This is a genomic window from Streptomyces sp. NPDC031474 (assembly GCF_055581185.1).
The window spans coordinates 461999-480173 of the sequence record NZ_JBVIJX010000006.1 but is presented as its reverse complement, the minus strand read 5'-3'; the positions used below and the strand labels follow the sequence as shown (position 1 = coordinate 480173).

Here is an 18175-nt window from a genome sequence, read left to right as displayed (position 1 = left end):
AGGTGTGCTTGCCGCGGATGGTGAGTACTGTCAGGTCTCGGAACAGGCGGCGGTCGGTGCCTGGCAGCAGGGGTGCGAGCCGGGCTCAGACTCCGTCGGGGATACGGTCGTCCCGACCGACGCCGGCGAGTCAGCCGAGAAGCCCGATCTCGATGGCCAGAGCGCCCAGTCCTTCAGCCCGACCAACTCGACAGGCACCCCCGGCTACACCGGGCTTCTAACACCGCCACGCCGCTCGTGCACGATGACGACCGTCACGACTTTCTCCCCACTCCCCAGCTCTATGCTTAGCTCCGGTGCTCGCCGATTTGCCCGCTGGCGAGCCCGTTGACCAGCGCGCTCATCGCCGCCCTCGAGAAGAGCAACGGCCCACGGCTGATGTTCTTGGAGTCGCGCACTGCGGCGTGTCCCCTCAGTTCCGCGACTTCCACGCAGTCGTTCGCACCCCCGCTGTATGAGCTCTTCCGCCACCGCGCTTGCGCGAGATCGACGTCGTGCGGGGCAGTCGTGCTGGGCGTGCTCACTCTTCGAGCTCCTTGCTGATGCGTGCGATGTGGGTGCGGGTCTCCGACGGGTCGAGGGCAGTGCTCCTCAACTGGTCGAAGATGTCCGTGTAGTTCTCCACATCCTGTGGGGACTCGAGATACACGGAGTTCTTGGGATTCTCCAGCCACACCAGGTCAGGCGTGGGGTCCGGGAAGGTCAGGATGACGAACGGGCCGTACAGCCCGGGATGCGCGCCGAGTGAGAACGGCAGCAGCTGCACGGTGATGTTCGACCGCTCGCTCGCCTCCACCAGCTTCCGCATCTGGTCGCGCATCACCTCTACAGAGCCGACCGTCCTGCGCAGCACGGCTTCGTCGAGGATCGCCCAGAGTCTGGCGGGGGCCTCACCGCCCAAGCGGCTGTTCTGCCGCTCTATGCGGACCCTGACCAGGGACTCGACCTGCGGCGGGGACAGGTCCTTCCTCATCTGGGAGATCACGGCACGCGCGTAGTCCTCGGTCTGGAGCAGCCCTGGCACGAGCATCGGCTGGTAGCTGGCGAGGTGCGTCGCGCCGGCCTCCAGCGCGAGGTACCCGTCGTAGCGGGTCGGGGTGAGCACCGTCGAGTACTTCCGCCACCAGGGCTTTTGCTGCTCCTTGTCCGCTCGCACGAGGTCGAGCACGTCGGCTCGCCGGTCCTCGTCCTTGACGCCGTACAGGTCCAGCAGTGCCCGGACGAGGACCGGCGTCGTACCGCGCTCGCCGTTCTCGATCCGGCTTAGCGACCCCTGGTTGACCTCCAGTTGGTCGGCGACCTCGGTGAGGGTGAGCCCGGTCGCGTCACGCAGTTCCTTCAGCCGTGCCGCGAGCTGTCGCCGGTACACCGACTGTGGGACCAGGCTTCTCTTCAAGGCCATGGTGGAAGTCTCTCCGTACCGGTGACGCCTCTACAACCCATAAGGGTCAACTTCACCAGACATATTGCCTAGTTGGTGGTTGCGTCGGCATGCTGTCAGGAGTCGCGGTCGCGCGTTCGTATGGGCGTGCACCGCAGCCGACCGATGGGCGAGCATGACCACGACCTCGCTACCGGCACGCGCCTCCGCGTCGGTCCTGCACGCCGCACCAGGAGGGTGGGCCATGCCACGGACAACGCTGCTTCGGCAGCTGCTCCAGCAACGGCACCTGACGACGCACGAGGCTTTCGCCGCCCAGTACGAGCGGGCCGCCGCCCGGCTGGCAGAGCTCGACCGAGACCCCCGCCTGGCGTCCCTCCAGGTCTCTCCACGTCAGTTCGACCGCTGGTACGGCGGGGAGTTGTTGACTCTGCCCCGTCCTGACGCCTGCCGAGTTCTGGAGCACATGCTGGGCAGACCCGTGTCCCAGCTGTTCTCCACGGCGTACGACGGCGACTCCGCGTACGACCGCGACGAGGAGTCGAGCACCGGCCAGCAGGTGACGAGTGCGCCTCCGCCACGAGAGGACGACGAGAACCCACTGGACATCGTCACCCGGACCCGGCAGCTCACGGCCAGCAACGCCGACGACGCGACGCTCGCCTTCCTCGACTCCTCGCTGGAGGGCATCGCCACCCGGTACGAACAGGACGGGCCGTACGTCCTCCGCCCCCAGGCCCGCCAGGTGCGGCAGCTCGCCCACACCTTCCTCGACGGCCGCCAGCCCCCGCGCACGCGCCAGGAGCTCTTCCGCCTCGCCGCCCGCGCCTCCGGCCTGCTCGGCTACATGGCGGTGAACACGGGCGACTTCGCGCTCTCGGAGGCGTACTGCACCGAAGCCCGGGATCTCAGCCGTGAGATCGGCGACCTGGACACCGACCTCTGGGCGTGCGGAACCCTCTCCTTCAGCCTCTACTACGCCGGCCAGTACGACGAGGCAGACGCCTGCGCGGCTGCGGCCGTCGAGCGAGCCCCACGCCACGCCCAGTGCATCCGCCTACTCGCCAACGGCCGGGCACGGGCCCTCGCCAAGACCGGCGACCGGCGTGCCGTCGAGCAGGCCATCGGACAGACACTCCGCCTCTCCGACCTCCACGAGGTACCCGTCGGGCTGACCTCCTGCATCTCCTTCGAGCCATACGGACGGGCCCGGACGCTGGCGAACGCCGTCACGTCACACGTGGCGCTGCGCAACACGGCGCAGGTACTGCGCGACGCCGAGCACATCGACGATCTGGTGGAGCACTCGTCCTCTTCCTGGAGCCGTTCGCTCGTACGCCTCGACGTCGCCACCGCGCTGCTGCAGCAGCGCACGCCCGACATCGACCAGTCGATGGCACTGGGCCGTGAGGCCCTGCAGTTGTGCGGAGAGACACCGATCAGCTCCGTCTACCAACGCTCCCGTGACCTGCATGAGCAGGCCGGGCCATGGCGTGATCACCCGGCGGTACGCGATTATGACGACGAGTTCCGGACCTGGAGCTCGCAGCCAGCGGCCCTGGCCATGGCGTCATCTGCGTCGTAGGCGCTGAGGGTGTCGTCGCGCTCCGGGGCAGTGTGAAGCCGAAGGAGTACGTCGGGTGCCCCTGCTAAGCGCCGATCCCGCCGCGTTCCCCGCCGAGCCCCCCGTCGACACGCACGATCCGGCGGTCACCGCGGCCCACGACTGGGCGGCGTTCAGCGCACTCGACGAGATGACCGACCACTGGGCACGCCCCGGCTGGTCGGACGGCAGTCGCGCGTACTACTGGATGCTGACCTTCCCGGATGATCAGCGGCTCGCTGCTCTCGCCGGGCACTGCCAGGAGGAGCTGGCCCCTCTCGGCCTCGACCCGGTGCCGACGGACGGACTGCACATCACCCTCGCCCGAGTCGGAACGCCGGGCGTCGTCACCCCAGGCCAGCTGGACAGCCTGGCGCGGGACGTCGAGGCGCTGCTGCCCTCCGCTTTCTTCGTACACGCCATGCCGCTGGCCGGCTCCCGAGGCGCCGTCCGGTTGTCCCTCGGCCCCTGGGAACCCCTGCTCCGGCTGCACCACGTGCTGGCCAAGGCGGGGAGCAGCGTCGGTCTGGCCCCGAAGAAGCCGACGTCCGCTTTCCGGCCGCACCTGAGCCTCGCGTACAACAACCGTCGGCGCCCCGCAGCGCCGGTCGTGGACGCGGTCTCAAGCCTCCGAGCTCTCCCTGCCGTCGAACTCTCCGTGCCCGCCGTCCAGTTGGTGGAACTCCGCCGTGAGGGGCGGACGTACCGCTGGGATGTGCGGAAGAGCGTCCCGCTCGGATAGCACGCCGGCGTCCAGGGCGAGAACCACGACCACTTCCTTGCCGATCGCGGTCGGCCGGACGGACCACGCGGAGGCCAACTCGCCGACGAGCAGCAGTCCGAGACCACTGCCCGTCAACTCATCCACCGACTCCTCCGCAGAGCGTGCCCGGACTCTGGAGACATCCCGTCCCGCGTCATGGACGCGCAGTACCGCCACGTCCCGGTAGACCTCCACACACATGCAGTCCGGTCCGCCGGCTGTGTGCCTGAGCGCGTTACCCGCGAGCTCCGAGGCGATCAGAACGGCGTCGTCGACCCGCTCCGGCGCGGCATGGCCCTCGAGGAGCTCTCGTACGTGTCTGCGCGCGAGGCCCGAAGGCTCGGTGCAATCGGCCAGCTTCACCCAATGACGCCGTACTGGCGTCCGCCTGCAGAGGCGCTCTTCGTCCACCGCGTCCATCGCCGCTTCTCGTTTCCGCTTGGCACTGGACCGATCAGCCTCGCTACGCCTGAGCCGCGGCGGTATGCCGCGGCTCCGCCTCCTCGCGCGCCGCCGGACGGCGGACAAACGGCGTGCTGACGGCGTACCGCCGCCGACTGCCCCCGACGAGGCTGTTCGTCGAGGCGCCGGACCCTCGGCGTCTCGGCTCACCTGGCTGGAGGTAACGCGGAATGAGCGGCAGTGCAAGGCAGACCGCACCACACGAGGTGCCCCCGGGCACACGCCTGGTGTTGTACGCCTGCCTGCCCGCGTCACTCGGTGAGGCCGCCGACCACAGCGTGGCCAGCGCACAGCGGTACGTCGCCGATGCCGGCTGGGAGGCGGTCGAGACATACGTCGACCGGGCGGCACCGTTCGAGAGCCGTGCCCTATGCGAGGGCTGGCACAACGCTCTGGCCGCGGTCGAGCAGGGGAAGGCGGCCGGGATCGTCACCCCTCTGCTCGTGATGCTGGGCCATCTGGAGGAGGACAGGGCGAACCTCGCTGCCTGGCAGGCCCGGACCGGGGCGCTGATCACGACGCCGTGGGCGGTCGTCGACGCCGCCGGCTCCACGGCCTTACGGCGGTCGGCGGCGTGATGACCACCATGCGTCAGGGGGTTCTCCGGCAGCTGCTCGGCCAGGTCGGATGGGTGCTGCGGCATCCGGCGACGTACGTAGGTCGGTTCGGCTTCGGCACCTTCCAGGTTCTGTTCCTGCCCGTCCTGGTGACCGGCACAACGCTGACCACGCTCTACGCGGGCCAGTTCCGGTAGCCCCGGCCCGTGTCCTCGACTCCCCTCTCCGGATGCTCCGAATCCATGTCCCCCACGGAATCCGGTCAACCGGAGAGGGGCCGCACCCAAAGGTGCGAACGCAGAAACCCGGCCTTGCGGAAATCCATACGCAGGCCGGGCGGCACGACGAACCGTTCGGATCCTTCCGACAGAAGAGGAAGTGCGATGACCGCAACCATGCTCACCCCGATCACAACGGCCACCACCGGTGCGTCCGCTGCGACGGCCGCCCCCGGAGCGTCCGCCGACCCGTTCGACGTCGACCTGACCATCGTCACGGAGATCGGCGCCGACCTGCTCCCCAAGGCGTGTGGCACCGGCGACGGGTGTGCGCCGTCCTGTGCCTCGTCCTGCGCCAGCGCCGTCTGACGGCGGCTCGTGCAGGGGGTCGGGGGCGCAGCCGCCCCCGACCCCGCTCGTTCACAGCACTGACGGCGGAGGCATGGGGATGGGACGCGACGGAAAGCTCTACCAGCACACGGGCGCGGCGCTGCTGCGGGCCGCCGCGATGCCGCTGACGGGTCTACCGACATGGTGGCCTGATTCGTCCGACACGGAGGCGTGCGGCAAGTGGCTGAAGCAGGTGTGGGCCGATGCGCGGTTCGCCGACGCCGTACGGCAGGCAAGCGGCGATCTCGCCTCTCGGGTCGACGCGATCTGCGCTGGGCAGCCGACACGATCCAAGCAGGTCCGGCGCGCCGCCATGGCCACCGTCCGCTACTTGTTGCGCGCCAGCGGACGACCGACCCCGTTCGGCCTCTTCGCGGGAGTCACCGCGGCCAGCGTGGGCTCGACCCCGCACGTGAGGTGGGGCGACGCACACCGGGCCGTGGCGCGGGTGGATACCGAGTGGCTGGACGACGTCATCGTCCGCTTGGAGGCATGTCCGGCCCTGCTGGAGCGCCTGGATGTCGTCCTGAACAACCTGGCGGCGCGCCGCGGTGGACGCCTTCACGTCCCGCACGGCGGACCGATGGGCGCCTCCGTTCGGCGCACCAGCGCGGTACGCGTGATCGAGGGCCTGGCACGTCGGCCGGTCCGCTTCGCCGCCCTCTCCGAGCAGTTGGCCGCCTCCTTCCCCCGAACCGAGCCGCAGAACATCCGCACACTGCTCGGCGCGCTGGTGCGCGAGAAATTCCTGATCACCAGTTTGCGCGCGCCGATGACCGACACTGATCCGCTGTCCCACCTGATCGAGCGGCTTCACGGCGCGGACCCGGGCACGGTGCCGCAGGTCGCGCAGGTTCTGATCGAGCTGGAAGCGGTGCAACGCGCCGTACACGAGCACAACCGGCGACCGGCGAGCGCGCAAGGGCCCGCCCGGGAGGAACTCACAGGTCGACTACGTCGGCTCTCCGACGCGGGCCGAAGTCCCTTGGCCGTCGACCTGAGGCTGGACGCCGAAGTACGGATCCCCGAGAGCGTCGCGCAGGAGATGGAGAGGGCTGCCGATGCTCTACTGCGGCTCACGCGCCGACCGGCGGGCCAGGGCGTGTGGAAGGAGTACCAGGTCGCGTTCTGGGAGCGGTATGGCACCGGCACGCTCGTGCCGGTGAAGGAGGTCGTCGACCCGGCGTCCGGGCTCGGCTATCCAGCCGAGTACGCCGGCAGCCGCATGACCGCACCGCCCCCGACAGTCTCCGAGCGGGACGAGCGGCTGCTGGCCGTGGCCTGGCAGGCACTGGTCGGCGGCAGCAGGGAGATCGTCCTCACCGACGACCTGATCGACCGCCTGGCCGGCGATGCTCCGACCGGGCAGGAGGCACCACCCCACGTGGAGATGTGCGCGCGCCTGCATGCCGACAGCCTGTCCGCCCTGGAGGACGGGGACTTCACGCTCACGGTGACACCGGCACGCGCTGCGGGAACGCTCACCTCCCGGTTCACTCCGGTCGCCACCGGCACGGGACTCGACGAGGTCTACCGCCAAGTTCCCACGGGCGTCGAGAACGCGCTGACCGCGCAGCTCTCCTTCCCGCCGCTGTACCCGCACACAGAGAACGTCGCCCGCCTCCCCGCCTATCTCCCACACGTGATCCCGTTGGGCGAGCACCGCAGCGCCGACGACACCTCGACGACGCTCATCGACGTAGACGACCTCGCGGTCACGGCCACGCACACCCGCCTGTACCTGGTCAGCATCTCCCGCCGTCGCCTGGTGGACCCGCAGGTCTTCCACGCCATGGCCCTGGACAAGCAACCCCCGCCCCTGGCCAGGTTCCTGGCGCACCTGACCCGCTCCTTCGGCCCTGCCTGGACCAGCTTCGACTGGGGGCCGCACGGCGCACGGCTGCCGTTCCTGCCGCGAGTCCGCTACGGGCGTGTGATCCTCTCTCCCAGTCGCTGGAACCTGACCGCCGACGACCTTCCAAGCCGCGGCGCGGACATGCGGGGGTGGACCGACGCCCTCGGCCGGTGGCGGAAGCGGTGGCACTGCCACGATGCCGTCGAGCTGCGGGAGGACGATCGGACACGTCGGCTCCAACTCGACGTGCCCGCACACGCCACCGTCCTGCGTGCCCACCTGGACCGGGAAGGCCATGCTGTGCTGACGGAGGCGCCGACCGAGGAGACCTACGGCTGGATCGGCGGCCACGTCCACGAGATCGCCCTGCCGATGACCAGCACCCGCCGGCCGATACCCGACCCGCTCTCTGGCTTCCTCCCCGTGCTCACCAACAGCACCCTCGGGCCCGTACCGGGGGCGGTACAGGCACCCTGGCTGAACACCAAGATCTACAGCCACCCCGAACAGCTCGATGAGCTGATCGGCACCCACCTCGCGCGGCTCGTGGCCCAACTCCCAGGCACACCCGAGTGGTGGTTCGTCCGTTACCGCACCCCGCACGACCTCGACCACCTGCGCCTGCGCATCCGCACCCGTAGCCCCGGACAGTACGCCGCCTGCACTGAGCTCGTCGCTGGATGGGCCACCGGGCTGCGCCGCGAGGGACTCAGCAGCAAACTCGTGTTCGACACGTACACCCCCGAGATCGGCCGTTACGGCCCAGGCGCCGCCCTGCGCTGTGCCGAGGCGGTGTTCACGGCCGACTCGGCCTACGCCCTCGCCGCCTTGCAGGGCCCCGGAGTCGACGGCGTCGACGGACGCGCGCTGGCCGCGGTCGGCATGGTGGACATCGCCTGCGGCTTGCTCGGCCCCGACGAGGGCATGCGGTGGCTGGCGAACCGACCCGCGCCTCCGGCTCGCCTCGAGCGAGGCGTCAGCGACCAGGCCACCGAACTCGTTCGCCGCACTACGCCTCATGCCCGGGGCTGGGGCGAAGAGCTCGCCCAAGCGTGGCACCGTCGCGCCGTGGCCCTGGCGCTGTATCGCGAGGGCCTCGCCGAGAGCATGGACCTCGACTCCGTCCTGGAATCCTTGCTGCACATGCACCACAACCGCCTGCGTGGCCTGGACCGGGAGGACGAGAGGATCTGCCGCCGCCTTGCCCGTCAGTCCGCCGTCGCATGGGCCGCCTGGCCCGGGGAGAGCCGCTGATGAACTACGACGCGCCGCCCACACCCACCGGGCCCGGCTGGTGCCAGTCGCTGTACTCCGGCGCGGCGGGAGTCGCCCTGCTGCACGCCGTCAGGGCCCACACCGGCGAAGACGACAGGGGCGCGCTCCGGCCATGGGCCGCCGCCATGCTCAAGGGCCCTATCCAGGCCGCCGCCGAAGCATGCGGTCTGTACGAGGGCGCCCCGGCCGTCGCGTACGTCCTCAGCTTCACGCACACGAACACCTCCACTCGCGCCCTGGCGACCCTGGACACACACCTCGCCGACGTCACACGCCAACGACTCCAGCGGGCACACGCCCGCATCGATCACGGCGCGTTACCCACCCTGGGCGAGTACGACCTCATCAGCGGACTGACCGGGCTGGGCGTGTACCACCTGCACCGCGGCCACAAGACGGAACTCCGGGACGTCCTCGCCTACCTGGCGCGGCTGACGGAACCGATCACCATCGAAGCGCAACGTCTGCCCGGCTGGTGGACGGGAGACAGTCCCGATCTGCGACCGACGCCGCGATGGCCCGGCGGACACGGCAACTTCGGCCTCGCCCACGGCATCACCGGACCGCTGGCGCTGCTGGCCACGGCCCTGCGACACGGCCACACGGTGCCCGGACAGACGCAAGCCATCACCCGGATCTGCGACTGGCTCGACCGGTGGCGCAACGGCACCGGCTCGCGCGCCTGGTGGCCGGACCTGATCACCCGAGCCGAACACCGACGCGGCGAGGCCCAGCGCTCAGGACCGAGACGCCCGTCCTGGTGCTACGGCACCCCCGGCATCGCCCGCGCCCAGCAACTCGCCGGCCTCGCCCTCGGCGACCGTGACCGGCAACGGCAAGCCGAGCAGGCCCTGGCCGGATGCCTGACCGACGACCAGCAACTCGCCCAGCTCACCGACGCATCCCTCTGCCATGGCTGGGCGGGGCTCATACAGACGGTCTCCCGTGCTGCCGCCGACGCCCTCGACGACGAACTCGCGTCGCATCTACGCCGCCTGAACGTCCGGCTCAACAAGCACGTGGACCACCACGGCCTGCCGGACGGCGCCGGCCTGATGGACGGCACGGCAGGTATCCACCTGGTCCGTGTCACCGACCCCGTCTACACGGCGATCACCGCCCCCTGGGACCGCTGCCTGCTCCTGACAGGGTGACGCCGCGAACCGCATCCGCACACCAGGACAAATGAGAACGATCTGCCCCCTGCCGTACGCACAGCTGGGCACCTTTCGAAAGGACGAGATGAACACCACCACTGGTGCCTCCCCCGAGGGCCTGCGCAACCGCCTGGTCGACGCCATCCTCAAAGAGGATCTCTCCGGCCTCCGCGACGCACGCGTCGAGACCGCCATGCGGACCGTACCCCGCCACGCCTTCCTTCCCGACGCAACCATCGAGGAGGCGTACGCCAACAAGAGCGTGACGATCAAGGAGAACCCCGACGAGGACGCTCTCCCGCTGAGCTGCGCCTCCCAGCCCGACGTCGTGCACTTCATGCTGGTCCAGCTCGCCGTCCGCGAAGGCGACAACGTCTTCGAGATCGGGGCCGGCACCGGCTACAACGCCGCCCTGCTCAAGCACCTGACCGGGAAGTCCGGCCAGGTCACCACATGCGACATCGACGCCGACGTGACCGCTTACGCCCGCCGGACGTTGGACGCCAACGGATACGAAGACATTCGCGTCGTCACGAGGGACGGCGCCCTCGGCGCCCCGGAGTTCAGCCCGTACGACCGAATGATCGCCACGGTTGGCATGTGGGACCTCCCCTGCGCCTGGTGGGACCAGCTCGCCGTCGGCGGACGCCTCGTGGTCCCACTGCGGTGGCGCGGGCTCTCCAGGGCCGTGGCCTTCCAACGCGAGGAGGGGCGGATGCGGTCCGACTCCGTCAGGATGTGCGGCTTCCTCCCGGTGATCGGCCAGGACGGAGAGCGGAACGACTACATCGACGACGACCGGCTCGTCAGGCTCTACTGGGACGAGGACCAGCCCATCGCCCCGGAACTCCTTCGCGACGCGCTCACCCGACCGAAGTCGGTCGTCTGGACGGATGTGACGGTCGGCCCCGTCGAGTCGTTCGACGGCGTCTGGCTGCGGCTGAGCGCCACCGAGCGAGCGACCTGCCGCATCACCGCGAAGCCCGCAGCGGTGGAGGCCGGCCTCCACCGCCCCGCCTCACCCGCCCTGAGCCCCGCCCTCGTTGAGGGGGACTCCATCGCGTACCTCACTCTGGAGCGGACCGCCGAAGACCCCGAGATTGAACCCCGGTTCCGGCTGGGAGCCGTCGGCTATGGCCCGGCCGGCGCCGATCTCGCCGAGCGGATCTGCGCGCAGATCCGCGCCTGGAGCCCGGCCCGGACCGCCGAACCCGTCGTCACGGCCTACCCCGCAGACACACCGGACAGCGACCTCGCCGACGGAGCCGTGATCAACCGGCCCTCCGTGCGGCTCGTCATCAGCTTCTGATCCTGACGCAGGTGGGCGCGGCCGTTGACGGGTGAGGCCGCGCCCACCGAAGCGAGAACAGAGCGATGTCGCAGCACGTGGTCAGCCCTGCGCAAGGTTCGCCTCACAGGTGGTGCACCGTCGCACGGCCCGCCACCTCGAATTGCCCGCGGTGGCGGTCGCCGGAGAAGCACTGCTCAACCGCTCCCAGAGCCCGGGAGGAGGATTCGGGATCCACCCCCAGCGCGGCGGCTGTACGTCGTCCTCGGTCATGTGTTCGCACCATCCCGGCCTGTGCGCGCACTGGGCAGGGGAGATCAGGATGGTGTCCTCCGGGTGAGTACGCCACTCCGTCCTCACGAACGTACTCACCGAACGCGGGGTCGCCAACGCCGACGCGGACGAGCCCGGCGGACACTCGCATCCGAGCCCGATGACGATCTTGCCGCCGCACTCGTCGCAGCGCTCCACTTCCACTGGCCTCGTACCACCCTCACGCCGTGCCGGAGTCAACCCGGTAGACGATCTTCCCATCGAACTCGGCAAGCCCGAGTGACTTGTAGAAGGCCCGTGCCCCACCTCGGTGAGGAGGACGACCCTTCGGTGTCGTGTGCTCGGTGTCGGTGATGGTGGCGGCTGACGTAGGGGTGATCAGCGCCGCCGGGCCTGGGGTTCCTGCGAGCGCGGAGCGGTGGGGTGTGCTGCGTGGCTGGAGTTGGCTGCTTGGGCTCGTGGGCCGGGTGCGTGTCTTTCGCCGAGGCGGTGGATGCGCCAGGTCAGTGCTCGTGCGGGGCTGTGGGTGTCGTCGAGCGTGCGCTGATTGAGGGCTTGGTCCAGGAGAGCGGTCGCGTTGTGCCCGGCGGCTTCCGCCTCGGCGAGCACGGTGGCCAGGGCGTCCCAAGCGGAGTCGGCCAGGATGCGCTCCGCATGCTCGGGGACCGCCTGCTGGAGCTGGTGGGCGTAGCGGCGTTTTGTCTGCGGGCTGGGTGCCCGGCTGGCGAGGCCGACCAGGACCGGTTCGGCGATCTGCCCGTACGCGGCCTGCAGATGGAGGAGGGTCTGCTGGGCTGCCGCCTGCTGCTGGGCGTGCTGGTGGGTGCGGTGCCAGTGCATCGCGTAGGCGACCGCGGTGAGCGCGACGTCCAGCAGCATCGCCAGCCCGGCACCGTCCCCATGCCGCACGGGGTCCTTCCAGATCGCCTGGACGCTGCGACGCAGGACGCGGGCGCTGGCGTGGTCGGCGACGATGCGGGAGCGGGTGGCACGCTCGAAGGCAAGGGCGGCTCGTTCGAGTTCGGTCCGCACCGCGATGGGGGCTGTGAGCGGGAGCAGGTCGAGTGCTCCGCCGAGCGCGGCCAGCTGGCCCTGGGCCACTGCGTCGTCGCTGTGGGCCAGGTGGTGGGGGATGCGTTCGGTGGCGGCGGTGGCCTGGTGCCAGAGGTTGCCTGGCCGGATGGCCACTGGTTCGGGAGTGGTGGTGGCGAGGCGTTGGCGGATCTTGGGCAGGGAGAGGTCGCCGGCGAGGGTGGAACCGGCGTAGAACACGGGCTCGCCCTCGTCGTTGGTGTCGCCGGGTAGGGCGAAGTTGCAGCCGAGCGCGTCGCCGGAAGGCCCGAGCTTGAGGCGCACGGTCACGTCGGTGGCCTCCAGCAGGGCGAAGAACTCGGCCTCGGTGGAGGCGGCTGCCATCGCGCGGCGGACGCGCAGGCGCAGGATTTCGCGGGAGGTGGTGTCCTGGTCCAGGCGCCTGGCCTTGAAGACTTCCTTGCTGGTGGGGCGTTTGGCAGCGGTGCCGTCGCCGGGCTGCAGTCGGCGCAGTCCGTAGTCGATTTCGATCTGGCGGGCTTCCGTCTGGACGGCGCGGATGTCGTGGTCGCGGCGGGGGCGTCGGGCGTCCTGGCGGACGAGGGTGGCGGCGATGTGGATGTGGTCGTCGGCGTGGCGGACGGCCACCCAGCGGCATCCCTCCGTGTCCCCGGTAGGGGCGATACCTGCTGCGGCCACGATCCGGCGGGCGATCTCGGCCCACTGGGCGTCGGACAGGATGGGATCCTCGGGGGCGGCGCGGACCGGGCAATGCCAGATGGTCGTCTGGGGTGCCCGGCGGCCGAGCATGGCCACCGGCTGGTCGAGCTGAGTGTGGAGCTGCTTCTCCACCTCCTTCGGGTCGCGGTGAGGACTGCGGCCCGGGTCGGGGGCGAAGCCGTTCCAGGACGCCACCAGGTGCGGGTCGACGTGCTCGTTGGCGGTGCCCTTGCCGAAGAGGTAGGCGATCAGGCGGCGGGTGTCACCCTTGCCGAGGATGATCTTCGGTATCACCGGCTCACCGCCCCTCTACGATCTGGGCGACCGCGGTGTCGACGGCGGCGATGGCCGCTTCAACGCGCTCCAGGAGGCGAGGGACGGTGTCGGGCTGGGGCCAGGCGCCGTCCTTGTTGAGGTGCCACGTGAGCTGGTTGAGGTTGTTGCCGACTCCGCCGAGCTGTCCGTTGGCGGCCATCAACGCCTTGACCATGGCGCGGTAGTCGGCGACCGCGGCCGAGGGGTCCTCGGCGCGGGCGGCGGCCAGGGATGCCTCGGCGACGTAACCGCCGACCGGCATCCGGCTGACGTCGGCAGCGTGTGCGAGTTCGGCGAACTCGCTGTCGCTGTAGCGGGGATGGGCACGGTGTTTGCGCAGGCGCGGCTGACGCAGTCGGCGACGCGGAGCGGACGGCTGCACGGGGTGCGGCGACGACGTGGTCTCGCCCCCTGTCTTGGTCGGTCCCCCTGGGCCGGCCGACTCCGGCGCCCCTGCGCCGGATGGCTCCGCCTCCCCCGGGGCGGGGGCCGGGTAAGGACTCCTTACCGGACAACTTGCTGCGCGGTTGTCTGGGGCGATGGGTGTCTCCTGCCGGTCGGTGTGTTCGTGGTGTCGGTCGTGCATGTGTTTTCTCCGGGTGTGTTCGGTAAGGGAACTGAGCCGCAGGGGCGCCGAGCGAGGGCAGGGGCCGGAGCAATTCGGCGGTGGTGGGCTGAGGTCTGGACGGGTCAACCGAGATAGGCGCTGTCCGAGCGAGGGGCTGCGGTTGAAAGGAGAGCGACGGGACCGTCCCCGAAGTGCTGCGGTGCACGGTCCCGAGACGCTTGGGGACCGGGACGCGACGGTAATCGGGGACGGTCCCCCTGACACGTCGTCATGGGGACCGTCCCCCTTCCACTGCACGGTCCCGGTCCCCGAGGGGACCGAAGGGGCTGCTGTGGGGGACGGTCCCCGTTTTGGGGACGCTCTGGGACCGGCATGAAAGGCCATTTAAGCTGCGGTTTCAGAGGGGATCGGTCCCCGAAAGTCGTCGGCACGGTCCCCGGGACACGGTCCCCAAAGTGTTCGTGGGGACCGTGCGCAACCGCTTCGGGGACCGACGGTCGTAGCCCCACGTAGTTGCCGCGAAGAGCGACGCTGACCCCTCACGCAGCTCGGTGTCGGTCCGTCCGGGCAGCGGCAAGGTCGACGCGCGACGGGTGGGGAGTTGCACGTACGCCATGGCCCCGGGCGGTTCCGTCGGGGCTCACCCTTCGCTGACGGCAAGGGGAGCCCACGGGTGCGCGGCACCAGCCGCACCGGACAGCGAGCGCATCCGGGACGCCCTCGGCGACGGCGGCCTCGCGTGCGGCGCGGGTCGGACGGTAGCGGGCAAGCTCGGCGCGGATGGCCGGCGGGATGCGCGACCCCATCTCACGTAGGCGTTCCTCGACGTCGCCAGGCAGGCCACCGTTGGTGATCTGCCGGTGCGTCGTGGGTGCGGCTATGCCGGCGGCGACCGCGTTCCGGGAGCGGAGCAGCTCGGCCCGCCAGGCGGCCGGATCGTCCGGGTCGGCGGCGGGAGTGGGGTCGGTGTGCCGGTCGAGGCGGTCGCGTCGGTGGGCACGCCACCTGCGGGCGATGTCCACGGGCAGGATCGGATACGGCGAGTCGAGGACGTGGGAGCGTATTGCCTCGCGGACGTCCCAGCCGTGGTCGGTGGCGAAGGGCACGTCGTCGAGCAGCTCCTGCCACTGGGCGATCTGGTCACGGGCCTCGCTCGTGCCCGTGCGGATGGTGCGGGGATCAAGGCGTCCGGTGTAGGCGAGGACAGCCGCGATTTCGCGTCGGTCCAAAGGCGGGTTACTCCGTTCCGGTCGGTTCGTCGAGGGCGGCGAGCAGGGCGGCCATGTGCGCCTCGGACCGCGTCATGCCGGGCGTTTGCGGGGAGGGTGTGCCGCCTGGCAGGGCGTAGAGGTTGGGGCGGCCGGGGGCGGGGGTGTGCTCGCGGGCGATCCATGCGCGCCAGTCGGCCACCCATGCGGCGGCGGTGCGGGGCGCCCAGGCACCCCGGTAGGCGCGCCACTTCTCGTCGGCTGCGTGCAGCGCGTCCTCGCCGAGGCGGTCGAGGTGACCGTGGTGCTGCAGCCAGGCACGGGCATCGTCGTCGATCTGCCACTCGATGGCGGAGATGAGCGGAGCAGAGGTGCTGCTCTTACCGTTCACCTTCGGTTCTCTTCTGTTCTGGGGGTCAGAATCTGCACCCCCTCCGGGTCGGAATCCGTATCCCCTGGGGGTCGGATTCTGCTCCCCGGGGTCGGATTCCGCTCCCCCTTCGACGTGCTGGGCAGGGTCGGATTCTGACCCCCCGAGGGGCGGATTCTGACCCCCCTGGGCCGGATTCCGGTCCCGCACCGGGGCCTGCTCGCCGAGGAACCGGGCGGTGACCGGGAGGTGGTAGTACGTCTCTCCCCGAGGCCCTTTGCGGTCGGGGAGATGCACCAGCTCGCCGCTGGCTATCAGCTTGGCCAGCGCGTCGCGCACGGCGGTGCGGGAGGCGTTGGCACGTTTCATGAGGGTGGGCACGGACGCGTACGCGACGCAGTGCCGGTCGCGGCACCGGTCGGCGATCAGGGCGAGGACCATGCGGGCGGTGCCCTTGCTGTGGCTGTGGTCCCACACCCATTCGCGAGCGTCGTAGCTCATCGGGCGGCGGCTCCTAAGTCAGGACGGGGAGGTGCGATCGACCCTCGTCGGGCGGTGCACGGGGAAGGACGGCTCACAGCCCCAGTCCGAGGGCACCGGATAGGGCTGATGGCGTCGTGTAGCCAAGACAGCCACATCAATGCCGCGCAAGTCCAGCATTCCGCCGGGAAATCAGACAGCTGACGGCGAACGTGTGCTGCGAGGCATCGCCAAAACAATAAACCCGGATCGGCGGTTGCCGAAATAACGCACCGTCAGATGAAGCCAGAAGCATCACATCGGGGACCCGTTGACTCCTGCTGGGGCGCAAGCTACAACACAACACCGCACGTCAGATCGCTGATCGGCATGCCGTTCAGCGTCCCTTCCCGCTTCCACGGAACCGCTTCGCGGCGGACCCGGGAGCGCAACATAGACCACGATCGCCGGTTACCCAAACCGGCGAATGGACCATTCAATTGGAGCCATGCCCCCACGATCATTGGAAATCGGTCCGGCAGGAATACAGGCGGCCCGTGCCATCGAAATCCTCCGCACCGAACGTGGCTTGTCGCAACGCCAACTCGCCGGCCGCGTAAACGCCCTCGGCCACCTGATGTCCAACACCATGCTGTCCCGCATCGAACGCGCCCAGCGCCGATGCGACGTTGACGACCTCATCGCGATCGCCGAGGCCCTCCACGTCCCAGCCCTCGCTCTCCTGCCGGGCGGATCCGCCGTTTGAACCACCGTCGCCCGGCCGTACCGAGGCTCGTCTCTTCAATCCCGCACTCGAGTGAGGACCCACCGCCCTTGCGCCTGCCCGCAATACCCCCTGCTCCCGCTCGTACTCGGCGTCCCGCAGCGAAGGAGGTGGTCGCGAATGGCTGATCGCCTCCTGACAGTGGCGGAGGCCGGCGAAATGCTCGGCACAGGCGAGCGCTTCGTCCGCCGCCTGATCGCCGAGCGCCGTATCCGCTACGTGAAGCTCGGTCGCCCGGTGCGCATCCCGGAAAGCGCGATCGCCGAGTACGTGGAGGCGCGCACCGTCGAGCCGGTCCGCCGCGTCCGCACCCGCTACGGGAAGGCGGCCTGATGGCGGGACGCAAGCCGCAGCGGCGGCGCGAGTTCGGCACAGTACGCAAGCTCGCCTCCGGCCGATGGCAGGCCCGCTACCTCGGCCCGGACGGCCAGCGGCACAAGGCACCGGAGACGTTCGAGACCAAGTCCGACGCCCAGGACTGGCTCAACCTCGTCCGCGCGGACATCGAGCGCAACCACTGGCGCGACCCGGAAGCCGGTGCGGTCAACTTTGAGAAGTACACACTCCGTTGGACGGAGGAACGTGGCCTGGCCCCAACCACGCTCGACCGCTACGACGGCCTGCTGCGCCTGCACATCCTGCCGACCTTCGGCGGCAAGGACTTGGACGAAATCACCCCGCCCTCCGTCCGCACTTGGCGAGCCGAGCGCCTGAAGGCGACCGGCGCCACCACGGTCGCCAAGTCGTACCGTCTGCTGAAGGCCATCCTGCAGACGGCGGTCGACGACGACCTCCTGCGCAGCAACCCCTGTCGCATCAAGGGCGCAGGCAAGGAGGAGGCCGACGAGCGCCCCACCGCCACCATCGAGCAGGTCTTCGACCTCGCCGACGCCATGGGCCCGCGCTGGCGCCTGATGGTCCTGCTCGGCGCCTTCGCCTCCCTCCGCCCGGAGGAACTGGCCGAACTCCGCCGTCACAGTGTCGATCTCGACGAATGCTCCCTGCGCGTCACGCAGGCTTCCCCGGAGCTGACCAATGGCAGGCGTGTCACCGGCGACCCCAAGACCCGGGCGGGCAAGCGCACCGTCTACCTGCCCGACTTCATGCTCGGGGAGCTGCGCCGCCACCTGCAGTGGTTCGCGGAGAAGGAGCGGGACGGCCTCCTGTTCGTCGGTGAGAAGGGCGCCCCATTCCGCCGCTCGACCTTCGGCCGCAAGTGGCGCAAGGCGAGGACCAAGGTAGGCATGCCGGACAACTTCCGCTTCTACGACCTCCGCCACACCGGCAACACCCTCGCGGCCGACACCGGCGCCAAGCTGAAGGACCTCATGGTCCGTGCCGGCCAGTCCTCGGAGCGGGCACAGCTGATCTATCAGCACTCGACGGCGAAGCACCAGCAGAAGCTGGCGCGGGGCATCGACATTGAGGTGCGCGCGCGGCTCCGCGAAGCCTCGCCAGGAACACAGCGAGGTGCTCGCGAGGCATGAGCCTCTCCTG

At 70.0% G+C, this 18175-nt stretch carries 18 protein-coding genes; 11 read left to right on the top strand and 7 right to left on the bottom strand.

The annotated features are described in order from the left end of the window. Positions 1-287: 287 nt before the first annotated feature. A complete protein-coding gene (locus ACZ5SK_RS15240; protein WP_468576107.1) occupies positions 288-524 on the bottom strand; it encodes a DUF397 domain-containing protein in 237 nt (78 codons plus the stop codon). Beyond that, positions 521-1402 carry a helix-turn-helix domain-containing protein gene (locus tag ACZ5SK_RS15235; protein WP_361709456.1) on the bottom strand — a complete coding sequence of 294 codons (882 nt, stop codon included), beginning with the start codon at positions 1400-1402 and terminating at the stop codon, positions 521-523. Before ACZ5SK_RS15235 ends, ACZ5SK_RS15240 begins: the two co-directional genes overlap by 4 nt. Before the next feature lie 223 nt (positions 1403-1625). Between ACZ5SK_RS15235 and ACZ5SK_RS15230 the strand changes: the two genes are divergently transcribed. Beyond that, a complete protein-coding gene (locus tag ACZ5SK_RS15230) occupies positions 1626-2966 on the top strand; it encodes a hypothetical protein (RefSeq protein WP_468576105.1) in 1341 nt (446 codons plus the stop codon). A gap of 55 nt (positions 2967-3021) precedes the next feature. Beyond that, a complete protein-coding gene (locus ACZ5SK_RS15225) occupies positions 3022-3726 on the top strand; it encodes a 2'-5' RNA ligase family protein (RefSeq protein WP_361709462.1) in 705 nt (234 codons plus the stop codon). Here ACZ5SK_RS15225 and ACZ5SK_RS15220 read toward each other — a convergent pair. Beyond that, positions 3607-4167: an ATP-binding protein gene (locus ACZ5SK_RS15220; RefSeq protein WP_361709465.1), complete on the bottom strand. Its 561-nt coding sequence runs from the start codon at positions 4165-4167 to the stop codon at positions 3607-3609. The genes ACZ5SK_RS15225 and ACZ5SK_RS15220 overlap by 120 nt on opposite strands. A 212-nt stretch (positions 4168-4379) precedes the next feature. On the opposite strand from ACZ5SK_RS15220, the gene ACZ5SK_RS15215 reads away from it, so the two are divergent. The 6 genes from ACZ5SK_RS15215 to fxlM all read left to right on the top strand — a co-directional run bounded on the left by ACZ5SK_RS15215 (position 4380) and on the right by fxlM (position 10970). Continuing rightward, positions 4380-4787: a hypothetical protein gene (locus tag ACZ5SK_RS15215; RefSeq protein WP_361709467.1), complete on the top strand. Its 408-nt coding sequence runs from the start codon at positions 4380-4382 to the stop codon at positions 4785-4787. After that, complete coding sequence (locus ACZ5SK_RS15210) at positions 4787-4963, top strand: hypothetical protein (RefSeq protein WP_280858727.1); 177 nt, start codon at positions 4787-4789, stop codon at positions 4961-4963. Before ACZ5SK_RS15215 ends, ACZ5SK_RS15210 begins: the two co-directional genes overlap by 1 nt. A gap of 186 nt (positions 4964-5149) precedes the next feature. After that, positions 5150-5353 (top strand): FxLD family lanthipeptide, encoded by a 204-nt coding sequence (locus ACZ5SK_RS15205; protein ID WP_107443177.1) that lies wholly within the window; start codon positions 5150-5152, stop codon positions 5351-5353. A gap of 79 nt (positions 5354-5432) precedes the next feature. After that, the gene (locus ACZ5SK_RS15200) at positions 5433-8483 is read left to right on the top strand and encodes a lantibiotic dehydratase (RefSeq protein WP_361709471.1); all 3051 of its coding nucleotides are present in this window, start codon (positions 5433-5435) and stop codon (positions 8481-8483) included. After that, a complete protein-coding gene (locus ACZ5SK_RS15195) occupies positions 8483-9658 on the top strand; it encodes a lanthionine synthetase C family protein (RefSeq protein WP_361709473.1) in 1176 nt (391 codons plus the stop codon). Before ACZ5SK_RS15200 ends, ACZ5SK_RS15195 begins: the two co-directional genes overlap by 1 nt. 88 nt (positions 9659-9746) lie before the next feature. Further along, positions 9747-10970 (top strand): methyltransferase, FxLD system, encoded by a 1224-nt coding sequence (fxlM, locus tag ACZ5SK_RS15190; protein WP_361709476.1) that lies wholly within the window; start codon positions 9747-9749, stop codon positions 10968-10970. Positions 10971-11600: 630 nt separating this feature from the next. Here fxlM and ACZ5SK_RS15185 read toward each other — a convergent pair. The 4 genes from ACZ5SK_RS15185 to ACZ5SK_RS15170 form a co-directional block, all read right to left on the bottom strand. Continuing rightward, a complete protein-coding gene (locus tag ACZ5SK_RS15185; RefSeq protein ID WP_361709478.1) occupies positions 11601-13268 on the bottom strand; it encodes a relaxase family protein in 1668 nt (555 codons plus the stop codon). Between the two features lie 4 nt (positions 13269-13272). Next, a complete protein-coding gene (locus tag ACZ5SK_RS15180) occupies positions 13273-13671 on the bottom strand; it encodes a plasmid mobilization protein (protein ID WP_361709481.1) in 399 nt (132 codons plus the stop codon). A 725-nt stretch (positions 13672-14396) separates the two neighbouring features. Further along, a complete protein-coding gene (locus tag ACZ5SK_RS15175) occupies positions 14397-15086 on the bottom strand; it encodes a zinc finger domain-containing protein (RefSeq protein WP_468576102.1) in 690 nt (229 codons plus the stop codon). Positions 15087-15093: 7 nt separating this feature from the next. Then, entirely contained in the window at positions 15094-15936 is an 843-nt protein-coding gene (locus tag ACZ5SK_RS15170; protein ID WP_468576101.1) for a helix-turn-helix domain-containing protein, read from the bottom strand. A gap of 466 nt (positions 15937-16402) precedes the next feature. Here ACZ5SK_RS15170 and ACZ5SK_RS15165 point away from each other — a divergent pair, with 466 nt between their 5' ends. From ACZ5SK_RS15165 to ACZ5SK_RS15155, 3 genes are all read left to right on the top strand, one after another. After that, positions 16403-16660 carry a helix-turn-helix domain-containing protein gene (locus tag ACZ5SK_RS15165; protein ID WP_361709490.1) on the top strand — a complete coding sequence of 86 codons (258 nt, stop codon included), beginning with the start codon at positions 16403-16405 and terminating at the stop codon, positions 16658-16660. A gap of 138 nt (positions 16661-16798) precedes the next feature. Further along, the gene (locus ACZ5SK_RS15160) at positions 16799-17011 is read left to right on the top strand and encodes a helix-turn-helix domain-containing protein (protein WP_361709493.1); all 213 of its coding nucleotides are present in this window, start codon (positions 16799-16801) and stop codon (positions 17009-17011) included. Continuing rightward, on the top strand, positions 17011-18165 hold the full coding sequence (locus ACZ5SK_RS15155; RefSeq protein WP_361709496.1) for a tyrosine-type recombinase/integrase: 1155 nt from the start codon (positions 17011-17013) through the stop codon (positions 18163-18165). The genes ACZ5SK_RS15160 and ACZ5SK_RS15155 overlap by 1 nt, the downstream gene beginning before the upstream one ends. The last annotated feature ends 10 nt before the right edge of the window (positions 18166-18175 follow it).

Bases quoted from the DNA above. Each gene is read 5' to 3' on its own strand.
- ACZ5SK_RS15155 (WP_361709496.1), top strand. From the start codon at position 17,011: ATGGCGGGACGCAAGCCGCAGCGGCGGCGCGAGTTCGGCACAGTACGC.
- ACZ5SK_RS15215 (WP_361709467.1), top strand. From the start codon at position 4,380: ATGAGCGGCAGTGCAAGGCAGACCGCACCACACGAGGTGCCCCCGGGC.
- ACZ5SK_RS15210 (WP_280858727.1), top strand. From the start codon at position 4,787: ATGACCACCATGCGTCAGGGGGTTCTCCGGCAGCTGCTCGGCCAGGTC.
- ACZ5SK_RS15170 (WP_468576101.1), bottom strand. From the start codon at position 15,936: ATGAGCTACGACGCTCGCGAATGGGTGTGGGACCACAGCCACAGCAAG.
- fxlM (WP_361709476.1), top strand. From the start codon at position 9,747: ATGAACACCACCACTGGTGCCTCCCCCGAGGGCCTGCGCAACCGCCTG.
- ACZ5SK_RS15205 (WP_107443177.1), top strand. From the start codon at position 5,150: ATGACCGCAACCATGCTCACCCCGATCACAACGGCCACCACCGGTGCG.
- ACZ5SK_RS15195 (WP_361709473.1), top strand. From the start codon at position 8,483: ATGAACTACGACGCGCCGCCCACACCCACCGGGCCCGGCTGGTGCCAG.
- ACZ5SK_RS15160 (WP_361709493.1), top strand. From the start codon at position 16,799: ATGGCTGATCGCCTCCTGACAGTGGCGGAGGCCGGCGAAATGCTCGGC.
- ACZ5SK_RS15220 (WP_361709465.1), bottom strand. From the start codon at position 4,167: ATGGACGCGGTGGACGAAGAGCGCCTCTGCAGGCGGACGCCAGTACGG.
- ACZ5SK_RS15230 (WP_468576105.1), top strand. From the start codon at position 1,626: ATGCCACGGACAACGCTGCTTCGGCAGCTGCTCCAGCAACGGCACCTG.
- ACZ5SK_RS15165 (WP_361709490.1), top strand. From the start codon at position 16,403: ATGCCCCCACGATCATTGGAAATCGGTCCGGCAGGAATACAGGCGGCC.
- ACZ5SK_RS15200 (WP_361709471.1), top strand. From the start codon at position 5,433: ATGGGACGCGACGGAAAGCTCTACCAGCACACGGGCGCGGCGCTGCTG.
- ACZ5SK_RS15235 (WP_361709456.1), bottom strand. From the start codon at position 1,402: ATGGCCTTGAAGAGAAGCCTGGTCCCACAGTCGGTGTACCGGCGACAG.